An 18,613-nucleotide genomic window follows, 5' to 3' on the forward strand; every position below is an offset into this window, starting at 1 on the left:
AACAAACTGCGTGCTATAATGAGTCGAAATCAATAAATTGATAGAGGCGCAAACCTTAAAGAGTAGTAATCTGGAGAAGCGTGGGCTTCGAGGAAGGGTTTATGAAAGGGAAGGATTGCCGAAGTAAAAATAAGCCCCATGATTATTTTTACTGGTTCTGTTATTGAATAAATGCAGAATTGTCAGTATGAACTGGTTCATACTGGAGGGCTATCTCATGTTGTGGCTTTTTCACTTTTATTTACTGTGACTCACAAGCAATGAGAGGAGACTCTCATTGCTTTTTTTTATGCTAAGGAAAGTATAAAGGTAACCAGAACTTTCCTTTCAAAGTCTATGAGTAATGTCTAGCTCTAGCGCCTATCGATTAGCAGACTTCGCGTCCTCTCTTGCGATAAGCCAACATCGGCTCCAATAGACAGGCGTTTGCGCTTATCTTAATTATTAAAGAAAGAAGGTAGATTATGGGTACCGTAGTCATCAAATTCGGGGGCTCGTCACTTAGCACAACCGATAAAATCAAAAATGCTGCAAGAATGATCATTGCAGAAAAGGAAAATGGAAAAAATGTCGTGGCTGTTGTTTCGGCAATGGGCAAAACGACTGACCAGCTATTGACTCTGGCTGGGGAAATTACAGCTCGTCCAGCCAAGCGGGAAATGGACATGCTGCTTACCACTGGGGAACAAGTATCCATTTCACTATTGTCGATGGCTTTGACAGAAATGGGAGCTGAAGCTGTTTCTTTGACCGGCTGGCAGGCAGGGATCATCACGGAAAAAGTGCATAATAATGCAAGAATTGTTGATGTTAAAGCGGATCATATAGAGAAAATTTTACAAGAGGGAAAAATAATCGTAGCGGCCGGCTTCCAAGGTGTAACGGAAGACGGAGAAATCACTACTCTCGGTAGAGGTGGGTCAGACACGACTGCGGTAGCCCTTGCAGCTGCGCTCAAAGCCGAACGCTGCTCCATCTGCACAGATGTAACCGGAGTCTTCACATCCGATCCACGCTACGTTCCGAAGGCGCGCAAGCTAGCATCCATTTCCTATGATGAAATGCTCGAGCTAGCGAATCTTGGCGCGGGTGTACTCCACCCACGTGCTGTTGAGTTTGCAAAAAATCACTCCGTCTCACTAGAAGTAAGATCAAGTAGTGAAAGTGAAAAAGGTACAGTAATTGAGGAGGAAGCTTCCATGGAAAAGAATTTGATTGTACGTGGTGTAGCATTTGAAGATAACATTACAAGAATGACAGTATTTGGGTTGAAAGATGAAATAACCGGACTTCCGTCTGTTTTCTCCACCCTGGCTGCCAATCAGATTGATGTGGATATTATTATTCAAAGTCAAACAGATAACGAGACGAACTTATCATTTTCGATCAAAGATAAAGACCGCCAGGAAGCGGTTGAAGTATTGGAAAAAGAAAAAGAGGCAATCGGATTTGATCATATTGAATGTGAGACCGGTCTTTCCAAAGTGTCCATTGTTGGATCAGGAATGGTTTCCAATCCTGGGGTGGCAGCGAAAATGTTTGCTGTATTGGCGGACAATGGAATCCAATCAAAAATGGTCAGCACATCTGAAATCAAAGTGTCAGTACTTGTGGATGCCGAGCAAATGAAACCGGCTGCTCAGCATTTGCATGATGCCTTTGAATTAGGTGCACTTGAAGAAACGGCCTCAAAATAAAAGAACAGCCTGCCTAATTAGAGGCAGGCTCTGCTTATGCAGCGAGACATACTCATCATTTGTTTAATCTGTCAGTATGGCTTTATGATCCCAGCGGACGACAAAAGTCACTTTACCTTGTTTTTTATTGACTTCTTCGAAAGCCTCGGCTGTCGCTTGTTTCATGGATTGCACCTGCTCGGCAAGAAATCCTGCTTCAAGGCGGAAACTGGGGTCTGACCCCATGACAAGACGTCTCTCGACAATGTCACCACTTAATTCCAGACGGAATTCGTTTTTCTTTTCATGGACTATATGTAGGTGTCCCCAGCCAGCTTCCTTGAAGAACTCTATGGCTTCGTCCACTGATAGAAGCGGAAATCTCCGAGCAATATGCTTTCCCGCCCAATAGGAAATTTCATGAGTATCGCCGCCGAGCAGCTCGGGAATGAGTATGTCTCTTAACAATTCATACGCAAAAACGGGCACTACTGACTGTTCTTTGTTTTCCAAGGGAGGGGCTTCATGTTTGGATAATGATTTCACTATAATTCCTCACTTTCAAATATGAGTATATTATAAACGAAAGCAAAGTGTAAGTGGGCAGGAAACTTATTACGAATTGGATTCTTTATTCAATTTAGAATAAATTAAGAATCCCCTTATCTTGACGAGGCAGGGCGAGGGGAGTAGAATGAAATATGGTCACAACTTTGTTACAAACATTTATGTTGTTCGACATGCCCAATCGGACAAAAACTGTCAAAGGAGCAGACGCTTAATTACTAAGGGGGGTAAATCGTGGCAGGAAAAAATGAGTTTTATTGGCGCAGGTTGCACTCATTACTTGGGGTAATTCCAGTAGGGGTCTTTTTAGTGCAACACTTGATCATCAACCATTTCGCTACGCTTGGCGAAGAGGCGTTCAACAATGCGGCAGGATTTATAGGTGATTTTCCTTTTATCATCATCCTGGAGTTTGTTGTTATCTACATACCATTAGTGTTTCACGCCATTTTAGGGATTTATATCGCATTTACAGCGAAGAATAATCCGGTGAGATTGAGCTTTTTTCGTAACTGGATGTTCGCCTTGCAGAGAATAACCGGAATTATCTTATTGTTCTTTATTGCTTGGCATGTGTGGGAAACACGCATCCAAAAAGCACTTGGTGCAGAAGTGGACTTCCAAATGATGTCGGATATTCTGTCTAACCCGGTCATGTTGATCATCTATATTCTTGGGGTTTTGTCCGCTACATTCCACTTGTCAAATGGCCTATGGGGATTCCTGGTAAAATGGGGCATTACACAATCACCAAGAGCCCAATACATCTCTTCTTGGGTAATGGGAATTGTCTTTGTGATTATTTCTACTGTCGGAATTCGTGCGGCTCTTGCTTTTGCCTATCCACAATGGTTTGTATGATGGACCCAAAATGACTTTGTTGCGGGAAGACGACACAATTAGATGTATGAAAAGGAGTGTAACCTTTCGATGAGCAAGGGCAAAATCATTGTCGTCGGCGGTGGATTAGCCGGCCTGATGGCAACTATTAAAATTGCAGAAGAAGGAAATTCGGTGGATCTTTTCTCCCTTGTACCCGTAAAGAGATCCCACTCTGTCTGTGCGCAGGGCGGTATCAACGGTGCGGTTAACACAAAGGGTGAAGGCGACTCGCCTTTGATCCATTTTGACGATACAGTATACGGTGGAGACTTTTTGGCCAACCAGCCGCCAGTTAAGGCGATGTGCGAGGCAGCTCCTTCTATAATCAATCTTTTGGACAGAATGGGCGTTATGTTCAACAGGACACCGGAAGGCTTGCTTGACTTCCGACGTTTCGGTGGTACTCAGCATCACCGTACAGCTTTTGCGGGTGCTACAACAGGCCAGCAGCTGTTATATGCTCTTGATGAGCAGGTTCGCCGCCATGAAGTGGCTGGACTTGTTAACAAATATGAAGGCTGGGATTTCCTGGGTATCATCCAAGACGATAATGGAGAATGTCAAGGAATCGTAGCCCAAAACCTGAATACAATGGAAATCCAATCATTCCCTGCAGATGCTGTTATTATGGCGACTGGCGGACCTGGAATTATCTTTGGTAAGTCGACTAACTCTGTTATCAATACTGGATCAGCGGCTTCCATCGTCTACCAGCAGGGTGCTACCTATTCGAATGGTGAATTCATCCAAATTCACCCGACTGCTATCCCTGGTGATGACAAGCTTCGTCTGATGAGTGAGTCAGCACGTGGTGAAGGTGGACGAGTTTGGACGTATAAGGATGGAAAACCTTGGTATTTCCTTGAAGAAAAATATCCGGCATATGGAAACCTCGTACCGCGTGACATTGCTACACGGGAAATTTTCCATGTCTGCGTAGATATGAAACTTGGAGTAAACGGGGAAAACATGGTTTACCTTGATCTTTCCCACAAAGATCCAAAAGAACTGGATATTAAACTTGGCGGAATCATCGAAATCTATGAGAAGTTTACTGGAGATGACCCTCGAAAAGTTCCAATGAAAATCTTCCCAGCAGTCCACTACTCAATGGGCGGTTTATGGGTTGATTATGAACAACATACAAACATCAAAGGTTTATTTGCAGCAGGTGAATGTGATTATTCACAACACGGAGCGAACCGCTTAGGTGCAAACTCATTGCTTTCAGCGATTTATGGAGGAATGGTAGCGGGCCCTGAAGCTGTTAAATATGTAAATGGACTAGAGAAGAGTGTTGAAGATCTTCCTTCTTCATTATTTGATGCAGCAACTAAAAAAGAAGAAGAAAAATGGGCGGATATCACATCTCTTGATGGAACAGAAAATGCTTATGTACTCCATAAAGAGCTTGGCGAATGGATGACAAACAACGTAACTGTTGTTCGTGAAAATAAAAACTTGAAAGCAACCGACGATAAAATTCTTGAGTTGATGGAACGCTGGAAAAACATCAATATCAACGATACAGCCAGCTGGAGTAATCAGGGTGCTATGTTCACAAGACAGTTGTGGAATATGATGCAGCTTGGGCGTGTCATCACAATCGGTGCTTTGAACCGTAATGAAAGCCGCGGTGCTCACTATAAGCCTGAATTCCCTGATCGTAATGACTCAGAATGGCTGAAAACAACTATGGCTGATTTCAACCCTGCTAAAAACCAGCCGGAATTCAGCTACGCGGATGTAGATGTATCCCTTATTAAGCCTCGTAAAAGGGACTATACTAAGAAGAAAGAGGAGAAATAAGGATGAGCGAAAACAAAACTGTCACTTTTATTATCACTCGACAAGATCATCCTGATTCCCAGCCATACGAAGAAGAATTCAAACTGAATTACCGCCCGAACATGAATGTCATTTCGGCGTTGATGGAAATTCGCCGTAATCCGGTAAATGCCAAAGGGGAAAAAACTACACCGGTCGCATGGGATATGAACTGTCTTGAAGAGGTTTGTGGAGCATGTTCTATGAAAATCAATGGCAAGCCGCGTCAATCTTGTACGGCTTTGATTGACAAGCTTGAGCAGCCGATTCGCTTACAGCCTATGGATACTTTCCCGGTTGTCCGCGACTTGCTCATCGATAGAAGCAGAATGTTTGATTCTTTGAAACGGATCAAAGCCTGGATTCCAATCGATGGTACGTACGATCTCGGACCTGGTCCGCGCATGCCAGAAAGAAAACGCCAATGGGCGTATGAGCTTTCAAAATGTATGACATGTGGCGTATGTTTGGAAGCTTGTCCGAATGTTAACAGCAAATCTGATTTCATCGGACCTGCATTCCTTTCATTGCCTCGTCTGTATAACACGCATCCAACTGGAGCAATGAACAAGGACGAACGTCTTGAAGCACTTATGGGAGATGGAGGAATTACTGGTTGTGGTAACTCCCAAAACTGTGTTCAAGTTTGTCCCAAAGGAATTCCGTTGACAACGTCGATTGCTGCGATGAACCGTGCTACAAGCATACAAATGTTTAAGAAATTCTTCGGAAGCGACCACATGGTGGATTAATTCTAAATACTATCTTGCTTGTTTACACATAAAACAGCAGCTGTCCACATTGAGGCAGCTGCTGTTTTTTAACTTCATTCAGCAGAAATCTCCCACTTCTATAAGTGGTGAGATGAATGCATATTGGTATTCCGTTCAGTGGGGATTCAAACCCCGGCTGAATAAAGTCAAAGCCTCCGGCGGATGCAACAGATTTTCAGAGGAAATTTATCGAGCGGAGCTCGATAAAATCTGGGCGCAAATACGCCAAGGCGCATTTGATTAAAGGGAGGAAGATGGGGATATGTCCCGAATTTCATACATAGAAAGCCTGGAACAATGGAAAAGCAATTTTTCATTTTACCAGGAAGTGAAAGTTCGCTTTTCAGAAACCGATATGTTCGGACACCTGAATAACACAGTGCCACCAGTCTATTTTGAGCAAGCGCGTATAGGTTTCTTTAAAAAGACGGGATTGATGCAGAAATGGGTGGAGTCCTCCCAGGAAACGATGCCAGTTGTGGCAGATTTGCAATGTGATTTTTTGTCGCAGGTGTATTTTGACGAACAGTTGAAGGTTTTTGTAAAGGTCAAAAAAATAGGAACCTCCTCTGTAGACCTTCATTATATGGCGGTGCGGGAGGATGGAACTCTCTGTTTTACCGGCAGGGGAGTGATCGTCCAAGTTTCCAAAGCAACCGGGAAAAGCGTTCCTTGGTCGGAAGAATTTAAAGAGCGACTGATGTCGAAAGTTTAACTTCATTCAGCAGAAGTCTCCCACTTCAGTAAGTGGTGAGATGAATGCCTATTGGTATTCCATTCAGTGGGGGTTCAAACCCCGGCTGAATAAAGTTAAAGCCTCCGGCGGATGCTACAGATTTTCAGAGGAAATTTATCGAGCGGAGCTCGATAAAATCTGGGCGCAAATATAATTTTTAAAAAAAGGAAGTTGAAATATGAAAAGACTCGTACTGTTTCCTTTACCAATCGCCATTATAGTATATTTAATGGCGAGTTGGTGGTTGAATAAATATTATACCGACATAGAATTGAATATGCGGACATATCTTGCCATTGGTGCTGCCCTCGTCTCTGGAGTTATTTCTTATTTTCTATTTACGAATGATACAGATAAGTTTAATTCCACTGATGAAAAAAGAAAAAAATGAAGTGAATGTTTTCACACAAAATGCTGCATGCATGGTGTGGCAATAAGGCTGTGGGAAAGGGAAAGGCAACGATAATTGAAAAAGAATGAATTTCATAAAAGTAAGAAGAAGGAATTGAACAAAAGAAACCGTAAATAAATGGGCTATATGAGCGGAGTCGATTCTCCATCAATACACCATTCAAAATAGTAATCAGCTAAGTGGCAAGGGAACTCTTGGCTGATTTATTTTATGCTCAGTTAGGGGATTTTCGCGGTATGCAAAATCATTGATCAAAAATAGTACATAATCTTTGTGAAAATATGCACTTAAGAACATTCTAATTTAAGCAAGTAATCTCAAAAAATGATCGACTAATTGGAAGAGATTTCTATATAATAAATTTAGGAAGGCGCTAATGATGAATTATTCGATGAAAAATGGAGGTGAATAGCAATGTCTAATGATAATGAAATTGTATTAGATAAGGAGAAAGAAAAGCACCCAAAAATCAAAGTAGAAAGAAAAGAAGGGGAACCAACCTCAGCTTTCAAAGGAGCTGCCTGGGCAGCGCTGTTTGTGGGTGTTGTAGCTTATCTTATAGGATTGTATAATGCGGCAATGCAGTTGAATGAAAAAGGATATTACTTTGCAGTTCTAATATTCGGACTTTACTCAGCCGTATCTTTACAAAAAGCAGTAAGAGATAAAGATGAAGGAATACCAGTCACTGGTATTTATTATGGCATTAGTTGGTTTGCACTAATTGTATCAATTTTATTAATGGCGATTGGTTTATACAATGCGGGAAGTATTGTTTTAAGCGAAAAAGGATTTTATGGCATGGCATTCGTTCTCAGCATATTTGCTGCTATAACAGTTCAGAAGAATATTAGAGATACAAATAGGGCGAGAGAAAGAGATTGATCATTAATAGGAGAGTTTCTTAGAAAAATGGAAGCTTTATGGAAAGCTCCATTAGACTTTGAATGCGTCACCAGAAAATAAAGAATTTTAGTTCATCCCTGTCTTCCAATGAGGACAGGGATGAGCTTGTTTTTTAATTAATCGTAAATGTGTGAAGCTAATGTCAAATGGGTAATTGAATACAATATGATGGTCATCCCCACGCTTAAAGCTGGCGAAGGAGAACGGATTCATTCATAAACAGCTGCTCACGAAAAGATAAAAGAAGTATTTGAGCTATTAGTACAGGATAAAACTACAAAGAGGAAATCACGAACGAACTGTTCATAAGCGAGAAGCAGTTCGCAATCATATATACAACGAGATACATACCCTTTGCAAAGAGAAATCAGTCAGGAGCTGTGAGGAGCTCCTGACTGTTGTTTTTACTAAAGTAATAGATCGTGCAACAGAATGACATGTTAGACAGCTTCAATATTCTTGTCTATTGCATATCCATATATCACTTTTATAGATTTGCCCGTATAGTTTTTATTTTCTTCTCTAATTCTTTGATTCTGCTAAAGTTCTTGAAGAATTTTGGTATATATTTTTCTTGAAATTACACCTATCGGAGACAGGAAAGCTTTCGATGCTCAAATTTATGCCGGGCAACTTCAACCCGCCTGTAGTTATCCGGTTATAGAAATACACATTCAAAAAAAGGTTGAATAGGCTAGAAATACTACAAATGATATTTAGATTGGAGTGAAGGATTGTTGATACGACTGGCAGGGGTACAATTTCAACAAAGTGGCATGTGGCCATCTGATAGTATTGAAAGTGTAATCATTCAACGAATGCATGAAGATCCAATCGTTTATAGGTATCAATCCATGGATGAATTATCGTTTGAACTCAAGTTGCGAAAAAACATCATAGTAAGTGCAAGATCCATGAATCAAGGCCATTCAGATTTTGCAATCTTTGCAAAGTCTCGTTGTAATCCCCAATATTGGCTATTGACAAGTGTCGGCGGATTCCAGTTAAGGTATGGTGTAAAACCATCTGATGCGATTCGAGACATTTACAAAAATAGTTCACTATATGCGTTTGAATGTGCTACTGCAATGATGATTATCTATTACCATGCTGTTCTAAATAGTATTGATGAACATTTATTTAATCAATTATTCCAAAACCTCTATTTATATAGCTGGCATTCTGATCCTGACCTCGGAATACACAACGTTAAAACGAGTCATTTCTTACCCGGAGATGTCGTCTACTTTAATAATCCAGATTTTAATCCAGAAACCCCTTGGTGGAGAGGAGAAAATGCCGTTGTTCTCGATGATGGCACATATTTTGGACATGGAGTGGGAATAAGGAACGCTAACCAAATGATCCAAGCTCTAAATAAGACTAGGAGGCCGGGGAGTAATCAATCAGTCTATCTGGAAAATTTAGCCACAAGACCAGCGTTTCAACATTTGGCAAAATATTCGATGATGCCACGCGGTTATAATCGGCATATCATAATCTTCCATAACGAAACTTCAATTTCATATGATCGATACCTATACTATTTAACTTCATTCAGCAGAAGTCTCCCACTTCTATAAGTGGTGAGATGAATGCCTATTGGTATTCCATTCAGTGGGGGTTCAAACTCCGTCTGAATAAAGCTAAAGCCCCCGGCGGATGCAACAGATTTTCAGAGGAAATTTATCGAGCGGAGCTCGATAAAATCTGGGCGCAAATACGCCAAGGCGCATTTGATATAAGGTTTATAATCAGATGAACAATATAAACTTTATCCCCATGAAAATGCTCAAATCAGACGACAAATCCCAATGTGGCTTTAAGATTAAGCGGACGGCAGCAGCCAGTTATTTTTCCTTTGTAGGAGCTTTCCGGTTTGGATGGGTCTTTTTTTTTGCGATTACCCACTATGATGGGAGGAACTGATTGATGAACAATAGTTGTAAAGAATCAGCATATTTACAGATTACTGACCCAGTTCAACATTTCCAGTAAAGCGCCTTTATATCCCATATTCCACACATCGGTAACACTGATCAAGGCTATGTAGATTTGGTTGTAAATGGTATTCTTGTTTTTTCCATACAGCTTTTTCAAGATTTACTTACTTGAAAAACAGTGCAATCGGCTTTCGGGTAGAGGTCGCTGATTTCCTGTGCGTTAATTTTTGCATCGCTGCACACAATGGAAATGTTGTTTCTCCTCACTGTCCACGATTTCTATCAAACGGAGAGGATGTTTCATACGGCCGATTTTGACGACGACATCCCGGGTGATTGGAGATGACAAATCAACAGGTAATTCTTAAATGATATGTACACTGTTTAGGAATTTACACTAGAATGTTCACCTATTATTAATTTAAACTCTTCCTCGTTAAGGATTTTTAAGTCTTTCCCTTTTTCAATAAATTCATAGGCTTTACGTTCCTTGGAACTCATCCCACTTTCGCCAACAACCTTGTTATCTTGTTTACCAACGACAAGATAATCAGTCGTTCCACTTACCCCACTTTTAATTTTTCCACCAAGGTTAACAACTGTTTGCATCGCATCTCTTCGATCAAAAGCCTTAAGCTCTCCAGTAAAAACGATATTTTTATTGTATAACGGATGATTGGCGTCAAAGCTTTCGGTGGTTGCAGTAATATCCGTAACTTTTATCTTTTTAAAATTACCTTTCCCTTGCCGAAAGGTGGAATTAGCCTTTAATTCTGTAAAACTTCTTACAGGGATGGAGGGAAAAGTACTCAAATATGTATGAATTGATCTTCTTCTTTTTGTTTCAATGGATTTAATTACAAGCTCTGCACATGCCCTAGCATCGGAAAGAGCGTTATGGTGACCATTTAATGTTATTCCGAACCTTTTAGTTCTCTCTTTTAAGGAATTACCGATTCCTTCTCCTCTGCAAGCTCTAGTACTAATAGGGATACTACATATATAGTTGAATTCTGGCAACTCAAAGGAATATGTGGTCAGGCAATTTTTGAGTACACTCATATCGAATTGAGCATTATGTGCAATCACGTAATTTTCCTTGTTGAAATAATATGAAATTTCGTTCCAAACCTTATCAAATTTAGGGGCATCTTTAATATCTACCAAATTAATACCATGCACTTTGGAAAAGTCCGGATCCATTACTAAAGTGGGAGGTTGAATTAAAAAGTACTTTTCGTCAATAATCTTCTTCTCCTGAACAAATACGATCCCTAATGAGCATGCACTATCCAGCTTATTGTTTGCGATCTCAAAATCAATAGCTATAAAATCCATTTTTTCATCATCCTCCTATTTTTCTAGTGAAATTTACCTAGCGATTATATACAAATAAACACGACCTTTTTTCGATCGTGCTCAACCCTCTGTATGTTCTCTTTTTGGCTTGAAAATTTCTAATTCGTTTTTCGATGTTTTTTCATAAGTGAATTCAATTTCACCTTTAATATCTGTGACTGTGTCCTTTATAGAAACGATGTCACCATGCAGCTTATGGACATTAAAAGAAAGGTTTTCTAATTTTGCATCTGATTCTTGCTGACGATCACGTAAGGCCAATGCCATTTCTTTTACCTCGTCTAACGCTTCTAGTTTTTATAGAATTAAGTCTAGCTTATTTTCCAAGGGAATCATCTTTCCCTGTAGTAATTGCAACGCTTTTGGTTAATCATCCAATTCATCAAATCCATCACCATATTCCTCGTTATCCTCATGTTATACAACTTTATCAGCTCTTTAACCTTTTTCTCCGGATTTGACGCCAAATCATGGAACACCGCAGGGGGGTTCCTTAACTTCATTCAGCAGAAGTCTCCCACTTTTATAAGTGGTGAGATGAATGCCTATTGGTATTCCATTCAGTGGGGGTTCAAACTCCGGCTGAATAAAGCTAAAGCCTTCGGCGGATGCAACAGATTTTCAGAGGAAATTTATCAAGCGGAGCTCGATAAAATCTGGGCGCAAATACGCCAAGGCGCATTTGATTTTTTCAAAAGCTTTCCTCTGAAGAAAAAATAACTTCTTGCCCAGCCCACATTCACTTTATAATTTATTTGATTATTATCAGTTCTTCCGAGTAAATAGTTTTTGACATTTCAAAAAGACTCGTTATTTTATTTACTGTATCAATTGGCGGCATTTTAGTGCCATTCTCGTATGCTGTATATGTTGTCCGCGCTACACTTGATTTTTCAGCTACGTAGCCCTAAGACACTTTCTCTGGGCTACTTTAACCGACGCGAAAAAACTGCCACCAGGCCTTATTTTATATACTCTATTATGACTGTTTCTATTAGTAACTTCAATTGATATTCTTTTTTGTTAGACTTTAACTTCATTCAGCAGAAGTCTCCCACTTCTGTAAGTGGTGAGATGAATGCTTATTGGTATTCTATTCAGTGGGGGTTCAAACCCCGGCTGAATAAAGTTAAAGCCTTTGGCGGATGCCACAGATTTTCAGAGGAAATTTATCGAGCGGAGCTCGATAAAATCTGGGCGCAAATACGCCAAGGCGCATTTGATATACGTCACCAAAAATAATTAAAAAACTTTATTTTATCTCGGGTAATCCAATGAGGATAAAGATGAGCGTGTTTGATCGCAAATGCGTAAAACTAATGTCAAATGGGGCTTTGGATACATATGATGGAATGAAGGACATTTCGTGCTCCACCTTGTTTTTGAAGGCTTTTCCTATAGATAAAAACCATGGGAAGTTTGATGGAACAGGCATCAGCATGAAAAATGCAGTGAATCATTGCCTATTTATGTTTTTCTTGCCATTCCCATGTCACTCCCATTATTGGATTCACATATGATGGTGATGACAAAGTTAATACCCATCCCCACGGTTGAAGCTGGCGAAGGCAAGGAGGGTTACAATAGTTGAAGGAGAACGAATTCACTCATAAACCGCTGCTCACGAAAAGAGAAAAAGAAGTATTTGAGCTATTAGTTCAGGATAAAACTACAAAGGAAATCGCGAACGAACTGTTCATAAGCGAGAAGACAGTTCGCAATCATATATCCAACGCCATGCAAAAGCTTGGAGTTAAGGGGCGTTCTCAAGCTGTAGTTGAACTTTTACGCATGGGAGAACTAAAGCTATAGCTGAAAAACCGGCTGTCCGTATGGAGGCCGGTTTTGTTGTGGAGTAAGCTTACATTAATTTAAGAAATATGGTCAACTTGAGAAGTGTCCGTTCGATCGTCTCTGTGCTATATCTAGATTCGTTTATAATTAGTCTCAACTATTAAGGATATTTTCTTTAATTCAGTTTTCGAAATTATGCACCTTAAAACAGAGGCTCGTACGATTATTAACCTCAAACTTGTCGTAAAGGCTCTGCACATGTTTCTTTACAGTATTCACGCTAATAAATAACATGTCGGCAATTTGTTTATTTGAGAATCCCTTCTGTACATAGCGTAACACTTCTCTCTCTCTTGGTGTCAAGGAATTTTCAAAGAAAAAATTTCCTGTTTTTTTCAATAACAAGTGCTCATGGAATCTTTGTGCTAAATATCTTGATATGATTTCAAGACACATGACCTTATTTTCATTAATTTTCTTTTTGTTTCTTGAAGAAATATCTACTAACCCAACAACTTGGCTGTCCTTTACTAAAAATATTGCCGTGTTGTTGTAAATTCCATATTTTTTCATAAAACTATTGAAATACTCATTTTTTTCATATTCTATTTTTGGAAGGTCGAGAAGCCCAATTACGCGACGCTTAGGGATAATGTGCTTTAGTTTGTGAGGAAGTACTGGATCTGCTTCCAAATAATTGTCTAAATAATCTTTAGTGATGTCTTTATCAATATTGATAGTAACTGGGTCAAAGAGGTTATTTTGCTCGTCGCACAGCCAAAAGTTCATTTTATGAAATCCGAACAACTTTTCAAAAGCAAGCAGGACCTCTTTACGAAAATTATTATCTTCTACTTTTATATCATCCATAAAAGAAAGTATTTTTTGATAACTTTTTTCATTTAAAGAAAATTGACTCATGACGTAACCTCCTGTTTTACATAATGTAAAGGCTTTCTCAGGTCAATATATTACATTATTTTTCTATTTAGTCAAATAGTCCATAAATATGGTCTGTTTGGGTAATACAATTTTTGCTATGTGTTTTAGATAATAAATTTATAGAAGTTAATAATCTGTCATAAAGGGGCAGAGCAAATGGCGGCTAAACACTATGATGTCATTTTCATTGGACCAGGTTTTAGAGGAATTACTGCAGTCTGGAAGCTGCACTTTATTTGGAGCGGCGGGCATGATAGTCTAGGGCGGCAGAGCCAGCTTGACATATATACCTGGCTTCCTGGCTGGGAAATCATGCCCGCAGAGGCCCCATTTCAAGTTGCTGGAGGTCATTCTTCGGATTTTTCCTGTATTATGCAGGGGAAATTTCGCCCAATATGCCCCTTGAAATGGGAAAAGCCATTACGAGAAGGAGGTTTTTGCAATGGCAAGTGTACACGTCCTGTATGGAACATAAGTCATGGAAGAAGCACTATCAATGGTGCCGAAATCATTAACGCGGATTCTGTCATTGATGCATTGATAAGTTTCAAGAAAACACTTCAATTAAATTAAAATATATACAATAGGAGGATGACAGGTATGGGAAAAAGTGTTACAGAGGTTTATGATGCCATTATTATTGGAGCGGGATTTGCGGGACTTACGGCTGCCCGTGAATTGGAAATGCTTGGACGCAGTGTTCTTATCCTAGAGGCACGGGAGCGCTTGGGTGGCAGGACCTGGATGGATAGAAGGCTTGGCTGTGATCTCGAATTGGGAGGTACGTATGTACATTGGTACCAGCCGCATTTATGGAGTGAACTCACACGTTATAATCTGGACATATTCGAAGCGGAACCTGCTAAGAAGGCTTACTGGATAACGGATAGAAAGGTTAAATCCGGAACAATGGAAGAGCTCCGTTCTATTCTAAATGAGAGCTATGAACGAATGATGAAAGAAGTAACTGCATTTTATCCTTTTCCGTTTGAGATGCAAAAGAATATTTCTAAGGAATTTGACAGCATATCAATCTCTGAGTTTATTGAAAAATTTGATTTAACAAAGGAACAACAGGATTTGATCAGCAGTTCAATGGGGATTAATTACAGTGGTCCTCCGGAAGAAGGCGCGGCCACCCAGATGTTCCGTTGGTGGGCTTTTTCACAGGGGAACCGGGCTATTTTTACCGACACTGCCGGGCGATTCAAAATCAAAGGGGGGACAAGGGCTCTCGTAGAGGCGATTGCATCAGATGTAGAAGCGGAAATAAAATATTCTTCCGTTGTTTCTTCCGTGGAAAACAACGATGGGAATATGGGTGTTCAAACGAAAGACGGGGAAATATTTTATTCGAAAACGGCGATTGTAACAGTACCGTTGAGCACATTGGATAAAATTGATTTTAAACCCGCGCTTTCAGAATTGAAGCAGGCTTTTATAAGCGAAAAGCAAGTTTCTAAAGGAGTAAAAGTATGGGCGAGGATCAAAGGGGTGCTTGAACCATTCGTAACATATGCTCCTGTTGGCTATCCACTGCAGTCCATTTACTATGAATCTCAAGTGGAGGGAGATACAATTGTTGTCGGATTCGGATCGGATGCAAACAGGTTGAATTTGAAGGACCGAGACGCGGTGGAGCAAGCTATTAGGCTTTGGCTGCCTGAGGTCGAAGTGATGGAAGTGACCGGGCATGACTGGACGAATGATGAATTTTCAAAGGAAACATGGCCCATGTTAAAACCGAACCAATTGACTTCTTATGTAGAAGAAATGCGGCGTCCGGAAAATGGATTATATTTGGCAGGGACTACTTATGCAAATGGCTGGGCAGGATTTATCGACGGGGCCATTGAAAATGCCATTAATACCGGGAGAAAGGTTCATCATTATTTGAAAAAGGAGGACAGCTGTTTAAAACATAAAGATATTTTTTGATATGAGTAAAATGCTTATGGGCGAATAAAATGGGATTATGCCTTTTTATACCAGTAAATAGATAACGATAGCAGTAGGAGGTTACTCATTCAAAATGATGTCCGCGGATTTATACGGAGTGGAGGGCATGATAGCGTTAATTGGTGAGTCAACTTACACAAAGTGGGCTTACTGGCAGGAAGAGGGGGTGGCGGGTTTTATTGCTGCCCGTGATTTTTCCAACTAAGGTTAGCGATATTTTTAATGATCATTTTTAGGACATTGTCATACAATGTAGGAAGGTCCAATGTTGTTGTCCTAAAAGCACTATTGTTTTTTCTCGAATTACTGATTGGACACATTATAAAATTTTTAGTAGAAAGTACTTCACATTTCGTCTAATGTAATCTTTGGTATATATTGTTAAAATGATGATTAAATATTTGAATCAATAGAATCGAGAGTCTTAATTAGCTAAATATTATTGAAAATTAAGATTAAAAGAAATAAGAAGATCAAAAATATAAAAAGGAAATTTGATATGAAAGCTACATTTAAGCCTAAAAAAGGGTGGTTTGACATTTTTTTGATAACGCTTACTTTTTTTATTAGACAGCAACTATTCATTTATTTAACTTCATTCAGCAGAAGTCTCCCATATCTGTAAGTGGTGAGATGAATGCATATTAGTATTCCATTCAGTGGGGGTTCAAACTCCGGCTGAATAAAATTAAAGCCTCCGGCGGATGCCACAGATTTTCAGAGGAAATTTATCGAGCTTAAGCTCGATAAAATCTGGGCCCAAATACGCCAAGGCGCATTTGATTAAAGAAATGGGGGGATTATTAGTAAATGCCGTCATTTTTGTATGTGCATCATTGATGACTCAGCCGGTATCTAAAGAAACAATTGAATTTTTCCCTGACATGGTTGAGGGACTCTACGAAGATCAAACACCAGTCTCATTACATGTTGGAATAAAATAATAATTATACAGGAGGGTCCATCATTGGAAAGTCAATATCTTTTTATCAACGGTGACATCATTACAGTTAACGAAAAGGATCAAGTGGCAGAAGCAGTTGCTGTAAGAGGAAATAAAATTATCGCAGTCGGATCAAACGAAAGCATTTTAAAATTAAAGGATGATCATAGTGAAATCATAGATTTGAATGGAAAAACTCTTTTACCAGGTTTCATTGATTCACATTTACATATTTCTGTTTATGGAACAAATTGTTTATCCATTTCTTGTCAAAGTGAGAAGATAAAATCTATTAAGGAGCTGCTCCAAGAAATCAAAATGAAAGCAGATCATACGCCAAAAGGCCAGTGGATCAGGGCTTGGGGATACAATGAATCTCTCATTTCGGACAAGCGGTTTCCCACCAAGGAAGAACTGGATGATATTACGTCAGAACATCCTATCATGGTTTCCAGAATATGTGGACATATTTCAATGGTCAATAGCTATGCCCTTCGGGTGGCAAATATAGACAGGAATACCCCAGATCCCCAAGGAGGAATAATTGATAAAACGGCAGCAGGGGAACCTTCGGGATTATTAATTGAAAATGCGCATATGAAGATGTTTAATATCTCAGCTTTTTCAGAAGAAGAACTATCCAAAGCACACACAATTGCCTCAGAGCATTTCGCTGAAAAAGGAATTACCTCTATTCATGATGCGACGGGCTATGGCCTCGATAATCTTAGGGTATTACAAGCCGACAGTAAAAAAGGGTTAATAAAACAAAGAGTCTACGCTATGGTTGGGGCTCTCAATAATGCTCAGGATATTGTTAAACATATGGTGAAGGCGGGCATCTTTACTGGCTTAGGAGATGATAAATTCAGAATAGGTCCAGTAAAGCTTTTTCTCGATGGCAGTAGCAGCGGGCCTACCATTTGGACTCGTGAGGCTTACACTAGTGACCCAAATAATTATGGAGTTCACTATTTTTCCCAGGAAGAAGTAGATGAACTGCTCATTCCTGCCCATGAAAAAGGCTGGCAAATCACCTCTCATGCACAAGGGGACGCTGCTATCGAAATGCTTTTAAATACTATTGAAAAAGCACATCAACTTTATCCACGGGAAGAAGCAAGGCATCGGATCGAACATGCTGGAGTCGCTGCGCCAGATTTGATTGAACGAATGAGAACATTAAATGTAGTTCCTATACCAAATCCTGCTTTTCTCTATGAGTATGGGGATGGTTATGTTAAGAACTATGGTGTTAGAGCCAATGATATGTATCCAATGAATGCTTATCAAAATGCTGATATTCCAGCGGCGATTTCTTCTGACAGTCCGGTAACAGGCTTCAATCCATTACGCGGCATTTATGTTGCGGTTACTCGAAAATCATCCTCCGGGCAAGTTATTGGGGATGGCAATAGAGTGTCTTTACTCGAAGCTATTCGTATGTATACTTTAAACGGTGCCTATGCATCCTTTGAGGAAAATATTAAAGGTAGTATTGAACCTGGTAAACTGGCCGATTTAGTTTTGCTTGATCGTTCCATTATTCAAACGGACATCGATGAACTGTTAGAAGCCGAAGTAGAATGGACAATGATAGACGGAGAGATGGTTTATACTAATTCCAATATTGGAATCAAGGCCTAAAGGTTCGTATCACCAATCCCACAAAAGCTTGGAGTTAAGGGGTGTTCTCAAGCTGTCATCGAACTTTTACGCATGTGAGAACTAAAGCTATAGCTGAAAAACTGGTTGTCCGTATGGAGGCCGGTTTTTTTGTTGCAGGTGTATTTGAATTTTACTAAAACGTACATTGTAAATAACGTCTCCTTTTTGAGGGCGACAACTTTCTCAATACTTGATAAAGCTTGTTGTATTCCTAAAATGAAAGTAG

Annotated in this window: 23 protein-coding genes, 1 pseudogene and 1 riboswitch; of the genes and pseudogenes, 19 read left to right on the forward strand and 5 right to left on the reverse strand. The window is 39.8% G+C overall.

Annotated elements, in window-relative coordinates; translation table 11 throughout:
- Positions 1 to 33 precede the first annotated feature (33 nt).
- Positions 34 to 221, forward strand: a riboswitch (Lysine riboswitch).
- 243 nt (positions 222 to 464) lie between these two features.
- A complete protein-coding gene (locus tag D5F11_RS06730) occupies positions 465 to 1,697 on the forward strand; it encodes an aspartate kinase (RefSeq protein WP_120115391.1) in 1,233 nt (410 codons plus the stop codon).
- A gap of 63 nt (positions 1,698 to 1,760) precedes the next feature.
- Here the strand turns inward: D5F11_RS06730 and D5F11_RS06735 are convergent, their stop codons facing one another.
- Positions 1,761 to 2,222, reverse strand: a complete 462-nt coding sequence (locus D5F11_RS06735) for a YslB family protein (RefSeq protein WP_120115390.1) — start codon at positions 2,220 to 2,222, stop codon at positions 1,761 to 1,763.
- A gap of 255 nt (positions 2,223 to 2,477) precedes the next feature.
- On the opposite strand from D5F11_RS06735, the gene D5F11_RS06740 reads away from it, so the two are divergent.
- From D5F11_RS06740 to D5F11_RS26065, 10 genes are all read left to right on the forward strand, one after another.
- Entirely contained in the window at positions 2,478 to 3,104 is a 627-nt protein-coding gene (locus D5F11_RS06740; protein WP_120115389.1) for a succinate dehydrogenase cytochrome b558 subunit, read from the forward strand.
- Positions 3,105 to 3,173: 69 nt separating this feature from the next.
- Positions 3,174 to 4,934 carry a succinate dehydrogenase flavoprotein subunit gene (gene sdhA, locus D5F11_RS06745; protein ID WP_120115388.1) on the forward strand — a complete coding sequence of 587 codons (1,761 nt, stop codon included), beginning with the start codon at positions 3,174 to 3,176 and terminating at the stop codon, positions 4,932 to 4,934.
- Between the two features lie 2 nt (positions 4,935 to 4,936).
- Entirely contained in the window at positions 4,937 to 5,704 is a 768-nt protein-coding gene (gene sdhB, locus D5F11_RS06750) for a succinate dehydrogenase iron-sulfur subunit (RefSeq protein WP_120115387.1), read from the forward strand.
- Between the two features lie 112 nt (positions 5,705 to 5,816).
- Complete coding sequence (locus tag D5F11_RS26060) at positions 5,817 to 5,969, forward strand: hypothetical protein (RefSeq protein ID WP_185830539.1); 153 nt, start codon at positions 5,817 to 5,819, stop codon at positions 5,967 to 5,969.
- 18 nt (positions 5,970 to 5,987) lie between these two features.
- Complete coding sequence (locus tag D5F11_RS06755; protein WP_120115386.1) at positions 5,988 to 6,440, forward strand: acyl-CoA thioesterase; 453 nt, start codon at positions 5,988 to 5,990, stop codon at positions 6,438 to 6,440.
- Positions 6,441 to 6,480: 40 nt separating this feature from the next.
- Complete coding sequence (locus D5F11_RS27710; RefSeq protein ID WP_280519807.1) at positions 6,481 to 6,615, forward strand: hypothetical protein; 135 nt, start codon at positions 6,481 to 6,483, stop codon at positions 6,613 to 6,615.
- 24 nt (positions 6,616 to 6,639) lie between these two features.
- Positions 6,640 to 6,852, forward strand: coding sequence for a histidine kinase (locus tag D5F11_RS06760; RefSeq protein WP_120115385.1), 213 nt, complete (start codon positions 6,640 to 6,642; stop codon positions 6,850 to 6,852).
- 435 nt (positions 6,853 to 7,287) lie between these two features.
- The gene (gene yiaA / locus D5F11_RS06765; protein ID WP_120115384.1) at positions 7,288 to 7,758 is read left to right on the forward strand and encodes an inner membrane protein YiaA; all 471 of its coding nucleotides are present in this window, start codon (positions 7,288 to 7,290) and stop codon (positions 7,756 to 7,758) included.
- Between the two features lie 758 nt (positions 7,759 to 8,516).
- Entirely contained in the window at positions 8,517 to 9,362 is an 846-nt protein-coding gene (locus D5F11_RS06770; RefSeq protein ID WP_120115383.1) for a protein-glutamine gamma-glutamyltransferase, read from the forward strand.
- Positions 9,363 to 9,370: 8 nt separating this feature from the next.
- Entirely contained in the window at positions 9,371 to 9,541 is a 171-nt protein-coding gene (locus tag D5F11_RS26065) for a hypothetical protein (RefSeq protein ID WP_185830540.1), read from the forward strand.
- 565 nt (positions 9,542 to 10,106) lie between these two features.
- On the opposite strand, the gene D5F11_RS06775 is transcribed toward D5F11_RS26065, so the two are convergent.
- Both D5F11_RS06775 and D5F11_RS06780 read right to left on the reverse strand, forming a co-directional pair.
- Positions 10,107 to 11,060, reverse strand: a complete 954-nt coding sequence (locus D5F11_RS06775; RefSeq protein ID WP_120115382.1) for an exonuclease domain-containing protein — start codon at positions 11,058 to 11,060, stop codon at positions 10,107 to 10,109.
- Positions 11,061 to 11,141: 81 nt separating this feature from the next.
- Complete coding sequence (locus tag D5F11_RS06780; protein WP_120115381.1) at positions 11,142 to 11,348, reverse strand: hypothetical protein; 207 nt, start codon at positions 11,346 to 11,348, stop codon at positions 11,142 to 11,144.
- Between the two features lie 270 nt (positions 11,349 to 11,618).
- Here D5F11_RS06780 and D5F11_RS06785 point away from each other — a divergent pair, with 270 nt between their 5' ends.
- Positions 11,619 to 11,801: a hypothetical protein gene (locus D5F11_RS06785; protein ID WP_126646515.1), complete on the forward strand. Its 183-nt coding sequence runs from the start codon at positions 11,619 to 11,621 to the stop codon at positions 11,799 to 11,801.
- Positions 11,802 to 11,832: 31 nt separating this feature from the next.
- Here the strand turns inward: D5F11_RS06785 and D5F11_RS28020 are convergent.
- Positions 11,833 to 11,931 (reverse strand): annotated as a pseudogene (locus D5F11_RS28020) (hypothetical protein); the annotation flags it as partial.
- 224 nt (positions 11,932 to 12,155) lie between these two features.
- Here D5F11_RS28020 and D5F11_RS26075 point away from each other — a divergent pair.
- Positions 12,156 to 12,323 carry a hypothetical protein gene (locus D5F11_RS26075; RefSeq protein ID WP_185830541.1) on the forward strand — a complete coding sequence of 56 codons (168 nt, stop codon included), beginning with the start codon at positions 12,156 to 12,158 and terminating at the stop codon, positions 12,321 to 12,323.
- A gap of 345 nt (positions 12,324 to 12,668) precedes the next feature.
- On the forward strand, positions 12,669 to 12,893 hold the full coding sequence (locus tag D5F11_RS06795) for a helix-turn-helix domain-containing protein (protein WP_120075451.1): 225 nt from the start codon (positions 12,669 to 12,671) through the stop codon (positions 12,891 to 12,893).
- A 162-nt stretch (positions 12,894 to 13,055) separates the two neighbouring features.
- On the opposite strand, the gene D5F11_RS06800 is transcribed toward D5F11_RS06795, so the two are convergent.
- Positions 13,056 to 13,796, reverse strand: a complete 741-nt coding sequence (locus tag D5F11_RS06800) for a response regulator transcription factor (protein WP_120115379.1) — start codon at positions 13,794 to 13,796, stop codon at positions 13,056 to 13,058.
- Between the two features lie 177 nt (positions 13,797 to 13,973).
- Here D5F11_RS06800 and D5F11_RS06805 point away from each other — a divergent pair, with 177 nt between their 5' ends.
- The 5 genes from D5F11_RS06805 (at position 13,974) to D5F11_RS06820 (ending at position 18,366) form a co-directional block, all read left to right on the forward strand.
- Positions 13,974 to 14,390, forward strand: a complete 417-nt coding sequence (locus tag D5F11_RS06805) for a hypothetical protein (RefSeq protein WP_120115378.1) — start codon at positions 13,974 to 13,976, stop codon at positions 14,388 to 14,390.
- Between the two features lie 27 nt (positions 14,391 to 14,417).
- Complete coding sequence (locus D5F11_RS06810) at positions 14,418 to 15,755, forward strand: flavin monoamine oxidase family protein (protein WP_120115377.1); 1,338 nt, start codon at positions 14,418 to 14,420, stop codon at positions 15,753 to 15,755.
- A gap of 94 nt (positions 15,756 to 15,849) precedes the next feature.
- Positions 15,850 to 15,981 (forward strand): hypothetical protein, encoded by a 132-nt coding sequence (locus D5F11_RS27715; protein WP_281277072.1) that lies wholly within the window; start codon positions 15,850 to 15,852, stop codon positions 15,979 to 15,981.
- A 499-nt stretch (positions 15,982 to 16,480) separates the two neighbouring features.
- Positions 16,481 to 16,720, forward strand: a complete 240-nt coding sequence (locus tag D5F11_RS06815) for a hypothetical protein (protein ID WP_120115376.1) — start codon at positions 16,481 to 16,483, stop codon at positions 16,718 to 16,720.
- Between the two features lie 23 nt (positions 16,721 to 16,743).
- A complete protein-coding gene (locus D5F11_RS06820) occupies positions 16,744 to 18,366 on the forward strand; it encodes an amidohydrolase (protein ID WP_120115375.1) in 1,623 nt (540 codons plus the stop codon).
- Positions 18,367 to 18,613 lie beyond the last annotated feature (247 nt).

The sequence above is a fragment of the Siminovitchia terrae genome, from assembly GCF_003605405.2.
Lineage (GTDB): Bacteria > Bacillota > Bacilli > Bacillales > Bacillaceae_C > Siminovitchia > Siminovitchia terrae.

What these genes read in the sequence shown, in the direction of transcription:
- D5F11_RS06760 (WP_120115385.1), top strand. Translation starts at nt 6,640, where the DNA reads ATGAAAAGACTCGTACTGTTTCCTTTACCAATCGCCATTATAGTATAT.
- D5F11_RS26075 (WP_185830541.1), top strand. Translation starts at nt 12,156, where the DNA reads ATGAATGCTTATTGGTATTCTATTCAGTGGGGGTTCAAACCCCGGCTG.
- D5F11_RS06755 (WP_120115386.1), top strand. Translation starts at nt 5,988, where the DNA reads ATGTCCCGAATTTCATACATAGAAAGCCTGGAACAATGGAAAAGCAAT.
- D5F11_RS26065 (WP_185830540.1), top strand. Translation starts at nt 9,371, where the DNA reads ATGAATGCCTATTGGTATTCCATTCAGTGGGGGTTCAAACTCCGTCTG.
- sdhA (WP_120115388.1), top strand. Translation starts at nt 3,174, where the DNA reads ATGAGCAAGGGCAAAATCATTGTCGTCGGCGGTGGATTAGCCGGCCTG.
- D5F11_RS06805 (WP_120115378.1), top strand. Translation starts at nt 13,974, where the DNA reads ATGGCGGCTAAACACTATGATGTCATTTTCATTGGACCAGGTTTTAGA.
- D5F11_RS06780 (WP_120115381.1), bottom strand. Translation starts at nt 11,348, where the DNA reads ATGGCATTGGCCTTACGTGATCGTCAGCAAGAATCAGATGCAAAATTA.
- D5F11_RS06730 (WP_120115391.1), top strand. Translation starts at nt 465, where the DNA reads ATGGGTACCGTAGTCATCAAATTCGGGGGCTCGTCACTTAGCACAACC.
- D5F11_RS06775 (WP_120115382.1), bottom strand. Translation starts at nt 11,060, where the DNA reads ATGGATTTTATAGCTATTGATTTTGAGATCGCAAACAATAAGCTGGAT.
- D5F11_RS27715 (WP_281277072.1), top strand. Translation starts at nt 15,850, where the DNA reads ATGATGTCCGCGGATTTATACGGAGTGGAGGGCATGATAGCGTTAATT.
- D5F11_RS27710 (WP_280519807.1), top strand. Translation starts at nt 6,481, where the DNA reads ATGAATGCCTATTGGTATTCCATTCAGTGGGGGTTCAAACCCCGGCTG.
- D5F11_RS06800 (WP_120115379.1), bottom strand. Translation starts at nt 13,796, where the DNA reads ATGAGTCAATTTTCTTTAAATGAAAAAAGTTATCAAAAAATACTTTCT.
- D5F11_RS06815 (WP_120115376.1), top strand. Translation starts at nt 16,481, where the DNA reads ATGCCACAGATTTTCAGAGGAAATTTATCGAGCTTAAGCTCGATAAAA.
- yiaA (WP_120115384.1), top strand. Translation starts at nt 7,288, where the DNA reads ATGTCTAATGATAATGAAATTGTATTAGATAAGGAGAAAGAAAAGCAC.
- D5F11_RS26060 (WP_185830539.1), top strand. Translation starts at nt 5,817, where the DNA reads ATGAATGCATATTGGTATTCCGTTCAGTGGGGATTCAAACCCCGGCTG.
- D5F11_RS06785 (WP_126646515.1), top strand. Translation starts at nt 11,619, where the DNA reads ATGAATGCCTATTGGTATTCCATTCAGTGGGGGTTCAAACTCCGGCTG.
- sdhB (WP_120115387.1), top strand. Translation starts at nt 4,937, where the DNA reads ATGAGCGAAAACAAAACTGTCACTTTTATTATCACTCGACAAGATCAT.
- D5F11_RS06810 (WP_120115377.1), top strand. Translation starts at nt 14,418, where the DNA reads ATGGGAAAAAGTGTTACAGAGGTTTATGATGCCATTATTATTGGAGCG.